The organism is Arthrobacter sp. HMWF013 (assembly GCF_003061105.1).
Classification (GTDB): Bacteria; Actinomycetota; Actinomycetes; order Actinomycetales; family Micrococcaceae; genus Arthrobacter.
In genome coordinates this window covers 1-6691 of the sequence record NZ_QAIQ01000016.1, presented here as the reverse complement: position 1 = coordinate 6691, position 6691 = coordinate 1, and the positions used below count along the sequence as shown (strand labels likewise).

The 6691-nt window shown below is 68.6% G+C and carries 4 protein-coding genes; all 4 read left to right on the top strand.

The features are described from left to right. The coding region (locus tag DBR22_RS00575; RefSeq protein ID WP_146187322.1) for an oligopeptide/dipeptide ABC transporter ATP-binding protein at nt 1–593 on the top strand (593 nt) is incomplete at its 5' end. 10 nt (nt 594–603) lie between these two features. Beyond that, nucleotides 604–3285: an alpha-L-rhamnosidase gene (locus DBR22_RS00570; protein ID WP_108597299.1), complete on the top strand. Its 2682-nt coding sequence runs from the start codon at nt 604–606 to the stop codon at nt 3283–3285. Continuing rightward, a complete protein-coding gene (locus DBR22_RS00565) occupies nt 3282–4268 on the top strand; it encodes an alpha/beta hydrolase (RefSeq protein ID WP_108597298.1) in 987 nt (328 codons plus the stop codon). Before DBR22_RS00570 ends, DBR22_RS00565 begins: the two co-directional genes overlap by 4 nt. After that, nucleotides 4265–6691: alpha-L-rhamnosidase (locus DBR22_RS00560; protein WP_108597297.1), on the top strand; the 2427-nt coding region annotated here is incomplete at its 3' end. The genes DBR22_RS00565 and DBR22_RS00560, both read left to right, overlap by 4 nt.

Sequence of the window (6691 nt, the reverse complement as noted above, 5' to 3'; positions counted from 1 at the left end):
GCGAAGCACGGGCCAAGGCCGAGGCCATGCTGGAACGCGTGGGCCTGCCACGCGAGGCGGTGGACCGCTATCCCAGCCAGTTCTCCGGCGGTCAGCGCCAGCGCATCGCCGTGGCCCGGGCCCTGATCTGCGAACCCCGGCTGGTGGTCTGCGACGAAGCAGTCAGCGCCCTGGACCTCTCCACCCAGGCCCAGGTGCTCAACCTCCTCGCCGATCTCCGGGACGAACGCGGATTGAGCTACCTGTTCATCGCACACGACATCTCCGTGGTGCAGTTCCTGGCCCAGCGGGTGGTGGTCCTCTACCGCGGGCAGGTTATGGAAAGCGGACCTGTAGCCGCTGTGACCGAGTCGCCCAAGCACCCCTTCACCCAGGCCCTCGTTGCCGCCTCGCCGGTGCCCCGCCCTGCCGAACAGGCCGAGCGGCGGAACCTCCGGGAGTCGATGGGCGTGCGGACAGCTTCCTCTGTTTCCGCGACCCCGGGCGGCTGCCCGTTCCGGCAACGATGCCCGCTGGCCACCGATCTCTGCGCCGCCGAACGCCCGGCATTGCGCACGGTGGGCCAGTCCGACGTCGCCTGCCACTACGCCTGAACGGAATCCCTTGGACCAGCCCACCCGCCTGAGAACTGACCACGTGAGCGAGGCCCTCGGCATCACCCACACCGCTCCGCGGTTCAGTTGGACGCCGCCGCAGGACACCACCCGGCAAACGGCTTACCAGCTGACCGCCAGCAACGGCTGGGACACCGGCCGGGTGGAGTCGGCTGCCCACAGCCACGCCCCGTACGCCGGACCGAACCTTGGGTCGCGGGACCGGTTTGAGTGGACGGTTCGGACATGGAACGTTGATGCCCACGGCGTCGAGCAGGCGTCCGCATGGTCCGAGACGATGATGGTGGAGATCGGGCTGCTCCACCCAGCCGACTGGTCCGCCGAGTGGATCGGCCCGGATGAGCCGGTTATCCCCGCACCGGCCGAGCGCCCCGGCTATGCCCTGTACCGCGACTTCACCCTTGAGGCCGCCCCGGAGTCTGCACGGGCATACGCCACAGCCCACGGGATTTATGAGCTGTTCATCAACGGCCGGCGCGTGGGGGGCCAGGAGCTCACCCCTGGTTCCACGAGCTACCACAGCACACTGCAGGTGCAGGCTTTCGATATCACCGCATTGCTCCGCGCCGGCACCAACACGGTCCGGGCAGTCCTCACCGATGGCTGGTACCGCGGCACGTTCGGGTTCACGCGCGACGTCGATATGTACGGGACACAGACTGCGCTCCTGGTGCAGGTGGAACTTGAGTCCGGGGGAGCCCGGAGCGTCATCGGCACCGACGAATCGTGGCTGGTGTCTCCCACGGAGATTGCCGCCGCGGATCTGATGGCCGGCCAGCAGGTGGACTTCCGCCTGCTGCGTGACTCGGGCGTCCCCAGCCACGCCGTTCTGCGGGAAGGCAGCTTCGATACCCTCACCGGCCCTGTGGCTCCGCCCACCCGGATCGTGGAGGAACTGGTCCCCGTCAGCATCACGCGGCTGCCCAACGGCAACCAGGTGGTGGACCTGGGCCAGAACATCAACGGCTGGATCCGTCTGTCCAGGCTTGGCACCCCGGGCCACAAGGTGACACTTGTGTACGGCGAGGCGCTGGGCCCCGATGGCGACGTCAGCCAGGACCACCTCCGCCCCATCGACTTCAGGAACCCCGGGCAGTTCCTCGCGGCGGGGCAGGTGGATTCGGTCATCGCCTCCGGCGCCGCCGGTGAAGTGTTCGAACCCCGCCACACGGTCCACGGATTCCAGTACGTCTCCGTCCAGGGACTGGAGGAGGACGTCCTGCCCACAGACCTCCTAGGCTGCATGGTCCAGACCGACCTGGAGCGCCTGGGCACTTTCAGCTGCAGCGATCGCAGACTGAACACACTGCACGAGATCGTGGAGTGGAGCTTCCGCGACAACGCCTGCGAGGTCCCCACCGACTGTCCCCAGCGCGAAAAAGCCGGCTGGACCGGCGACTGGCAGCTGTTCGTGCCTACCGCGGCCTACCTCTTCGACGTGAGCGGATTCTCGCGGAAATGGCTCAACGACGTCCGGGCCGACCAGTGGGAAAACGGAGTCGTCTCCAACATCTCACCCTCACCCGGGGCCGACGTCATCAGCGCAGACTTCATGGCCTTCACCAACGGGTCCTCCGGCTGGGGCGATGCCATCGTCATGGTGCCCTGGGAGATCTACCGTGCCACCGGAGACACCGGCATCCTGGCCGAGAACTGGGAAGCGATGAACCGGTGGCTTGGCTTCATCCGCCGCACCGCCGAGGGGAACCGGCACCCAGCCAGGGCTTCGGTAAGCGCCATGCCTGCCCCGCACGAACAGTACCTCTGGGACACCGGCTTCCACTTCGGGGAATGGATGGAACCCGGCGGGCCCGCGCCGGACCTTTTCGCTTCCAAATCCGCGGACAACGGCATCGTGGCCACGGCCTACTACCGGCACTCCGCCGCGATCATGGCCAAGGTGGCCGCCGTCCTGGGCAAAGATGCGGCGGCCCTCAAGCTGGCGGAGCTCTCCGAAAACGTCCGCCGCGCCTGGCAACAGGAATACCTGCTGCCGGATGGAACGGTCGACGGCGGCACGCAGGCCAACTGCGTCCGTGCCCTGGCCTTTGACCTTGTTCCGGACGCCAAGCGGGCCGCCGTCGCAGACCAGCTCGCGGGCCTGGTCAGGAATGCGGGCATCCATTTGGGGACCGGCTTCCTCTCGACGCCATACCTGCTCCCTGTCCTCGCCGACAACGGCTATCTGGACCTCGCCTACGAATTGCTGATGCAGGACTCCGAGCCCTCGTGGCTGGTGATGGTGGACCGCGGTGCCACCACCATGTGGGAAGCCTGGGACGGCATCGCGTCAGACGGCTCGGCCCGGCAGTCGCTGAACCATTACAGCAAGGGTGCCGTGGTTTCCTTCCTGCACCGCTACACCGCGGGAGTGCGTCAGGCCCCCGGCAGCGCAGGCTGGGAGGACATCATCATCGAACCCTGTCCGGGTGCCGGGCTGACGTCCGCCAGCACCTCGCACCAGGGGCCGCAGGGCCTCATCCACGCCGGGTGGACTAACGCCGACGGCGTGCTGACGCTCACCGTCACCGTGCCGCCCGGAACCACCGCCGAGGTCAGGCTGCCCGGTGAGCCGGCCGCCGCCGTCGGGCCTGGCACCCATACCTTCCGCGCAGCCGCCCCGGCAATCGGGGCAACAACATCCGCCGACCTTGCAAGGAGCGCACTATGACACCGGAGACCACTGCCACCACGGACAGCCCGCGGCGGATGCCCGCGCCGCCGCCATTTCCGGCCTTCGGACGGCTGGGCGATCCGGCGGAAGTTTCCCCGCACTCGGTGTTGCACCGCGAAGTCAGCTACGCGATCGCCGTCGGCTTCCGCCGGCTGTCCATGGACATCTGGCTGCCGCGGCAGGCCACCGCCCCGGTGCCGCTGGTGGTATGGATCCACGGCGGAGCCTTCCAGCTGGGCGACCGCCGCGAACTGCCGCCCACCTTCGCCCCGGATTCGGTGTTCAGGCTTCTGAACGAGGCTGGCATCGCGTGCGCCACAGTGGACTACCGGCACGCGCTCGAGGCGCCTTTCCCCGCCCAGCTGCACGACATCAAAGCCGCCGTCCGCTACCTGCGCGCCCATGCAGATGCCCTGGGCATTGACCCGGGACGGATCGGCGCCTGGGGCGAATCCGCCGGCGGGCACCTTGCTGCCCTGCTCGGCCTTACGGGTGACCGGGCGGACCTCGAGGGCGGGCTCGGTGTACAGGGGGAGTCCAGCGCCGTCACCGCCGTCGTCGATTTCTACGGTGTCTCCTCCCTTCCGGATATGCCGCCCATGGATACGCCCCCCGGCCTCATGTCCGGCCCTCTGATGGCCGCCGTCCCGCCGGGCATGTCCACGGAACCGGGGCCCATGCTGGTGGGCGGCACCGCCGATCCGGCTCTTTTGGCGGCCGCCAGCCCGCTGGGCTACGTCACTGCCGCGGCACCCCCGTTCCTGCTGATCCACGGCGACAGCGACGGCCTGGTCCCGCTGTCCCAGAGCGAGCTGCTGTCCGGCGCCCTGACCTCCGCAGGCGTGCGCAATGAACTGATTGCCATCGAAGGCGGCGACCACTGCTTCTTCTTCGCAGAGGACCAGCTGGACGGAATCCTCCGCACCGCCATCGACTACTTCACCCGCGAACTCAACCCCACTTCTGGAGCCACCCGATGACCACCACTCCCTCCGCCCTCCGCTTCGAACACCACGAGGAGCCCTTCGGCATCGGCGAGGACCGGCCGCGGCTTTCCTGGCAGGTCACCACTGAGACCGCCGCCTGGGTCCAGTCCGCTTACGAGCTCGAACTTGGCGCTGACGAAGGCCAGCTGGTCAGCTACGGCCGGACCGAATCCGCCGAACAGCTCCTGCAGGAGTGGCCGGCGCCGCCGCTGCACAGCCGGCAGCGCGTGGCTGCCCGCGTGCGGGTCTGGGGAACGGACGACGACGGGCCCTCCGTGTGGAGTCCCATTGCGTACGTCGAAGCCGGACTCCTGACTCCGGAAGACTGGCAGGCCACCATGATCCGGCCGGCCTGGGACGAGGCCAGTGAATCGATCGAACCGGCCGCACGCCTGAGCCGGCCGTTCGACGTGACCGGCCCCGTGGCGTCGGCCCGCCTGTATGCCAGCGCCCATGGCGTCTATGTCGCCTCAATCAACGGACGGCGTGTGGGCCGCGACATCCTGGCGCCGGGGTGGACCAGCTACCACCACCGCCTGCGGTACCAGACCTACGACGTCACCGACTACCTGCAGCCGGGCACAAATGTCATCGGGCTGGAAGTCGCTGACGGCTGGTGGCGCGGCTACCTGGGCTTCCAGGGCAAGCGCAATACCTACCACGACCGCACCGCTGTGCTGGCGCAGCTCGAGATGACCGACGACGGCGGCACCGTCACCGTCCTGGGAACGGACAGCGACTGGTTGGCTGGCCGCAGCCCGATCGTGGCCGCAGACCTCTACGTCGGCGAAACCTACGATGCCCGGCTTCAGGACGGCGGCTGGGCCGGTTCTGACCGGCAGCTTTCCTCCGCCGCAAAGAATGACGAACTGCATCCTGTAGAAATCGAGGCCTTCGACGCCGCGGTGCTCGTGGCGCCGGACGGCCCGCCCGTCCGCGCCACAGAGGAACAGGCTGTTGCCAAGGTGCTGGCCTCGCCGTCCGGGAAGACCATCCTGGACTTCGGGCAGAACCTGGTGGGCAGGGTGCGGATCACCGTCAGCGGACCCGCCGGCACGGAGGTCACGCTGCGGCACGCCGAAGTCCTGGAGCACGGCGAACTGGGCGTCCGGCCACTCCGCGAAGCCAAGCAGACGGACATCTACATCCTCAGCGGCGCCGCCGGCGGCGAGGCGTGGGAGCCCGAGTTCACCATCCACGGCTTCCGGTACGTGGAGGTGAGCGGCTGGCCCGGCGACCTGGACCCGGACGCCTTCACCGCCGTCGTGATCCATTCGGATGTGGTGCGCACCGGAACGTTCGAATGCTCCGATCCGATGCTGAACCAACTGCACTCCAACGTGGTGTGGGGCATGCGCGGAAACTTCGTGGACGTGCCCACGGACTGCCCGCAGCGCAACGAACGCCTCGGCTGGACCGGGGACTTCCAGATCTTCGCGGCCACAGCGTCTTTCCTGTACCGGATTCCCGGCTTCACCACGTCCTGGCTCAAGGACATGGCGGCGGAACAGGGAACCGACGGTCCGCCGCCCCTGGTGGTCCCGGAAGTGGTGGCCGAAAAGCCGCCGTTCCCGGACCGCCCGGTCATGGCCGCATGGGGAGACGCCGCCGTCCTGGTCCCCTGGGTGATGTACCAGCGCACCGGTGACCAGGAATTCCTGCGCCGCCAGCTTCCCGGAATGAAGGCGTGGCTGGAGGCTGCAGCCCGGGCTGCCGGGCCGGAGCTCCGCTTTGAACACGGCTTCCAGTTCGGTGACTGGCTGGACCCCGCCGCGGCGCCGGATAAGCCGGGCGACGCCCGCACTCCGTGGCAGCTCGTGGCGCAGGCCTACCTCGCCTACTCGTCGCGGGTAGCCGCAGAGTCCGCGGAGCTGCTGGGGGAGGATTCCGCCGGCCTGCGCAGGCTCTCGCAGCGGGCTTCCGCGGTGTTCCGTGAGCACTACGTCTCCGACGGCGGCCGGCTGATCCCGCCCACCCAGACGGCCTACGCCGTGGCGCTGACCTTCGGGTTGCTCGAGCACGCGGAGCAAGCAGTGGCCGCTGCAGGGTTGGCCGCAGCGGTGGAGGACGACGGCTACCGCATCGCCACCGGCTTCGTGGGAACCCCGCTCATCTGCGACGCTTTGACCGACCACGGCTACACGAACGCGGCCTACCGGCTGCTGCTCCAGACCGAATGCCCCTCCTGGCTCTATCCGGTGACAATGGGCGCCACCACCATCTGGGAACGCTGGGACTCCATGCTCCCGGACGGCAGCATCAACGAGGGCGAAATGACGTCCTTCAACCACTACGCCCTGGGTGCCGTGGCCGACTGGATGCACCGCAGCCTTGCCGGGCTCGCCCCTGCTGAACCGGGCTACCGGAAATTGCTGGTCAGGCCCCGGCCAGGCGGCGGCCTGGACTGGGCCGAAGCC

Coding starts and splice junctions, on each gene's coding strand:
- DBR22_RS00565 (WP_108597298.1), top strand. CDS start 3,282: ATGACACCGGAGACCACTGCCACCACGGACAGCCCGCGGCGGATGCCC.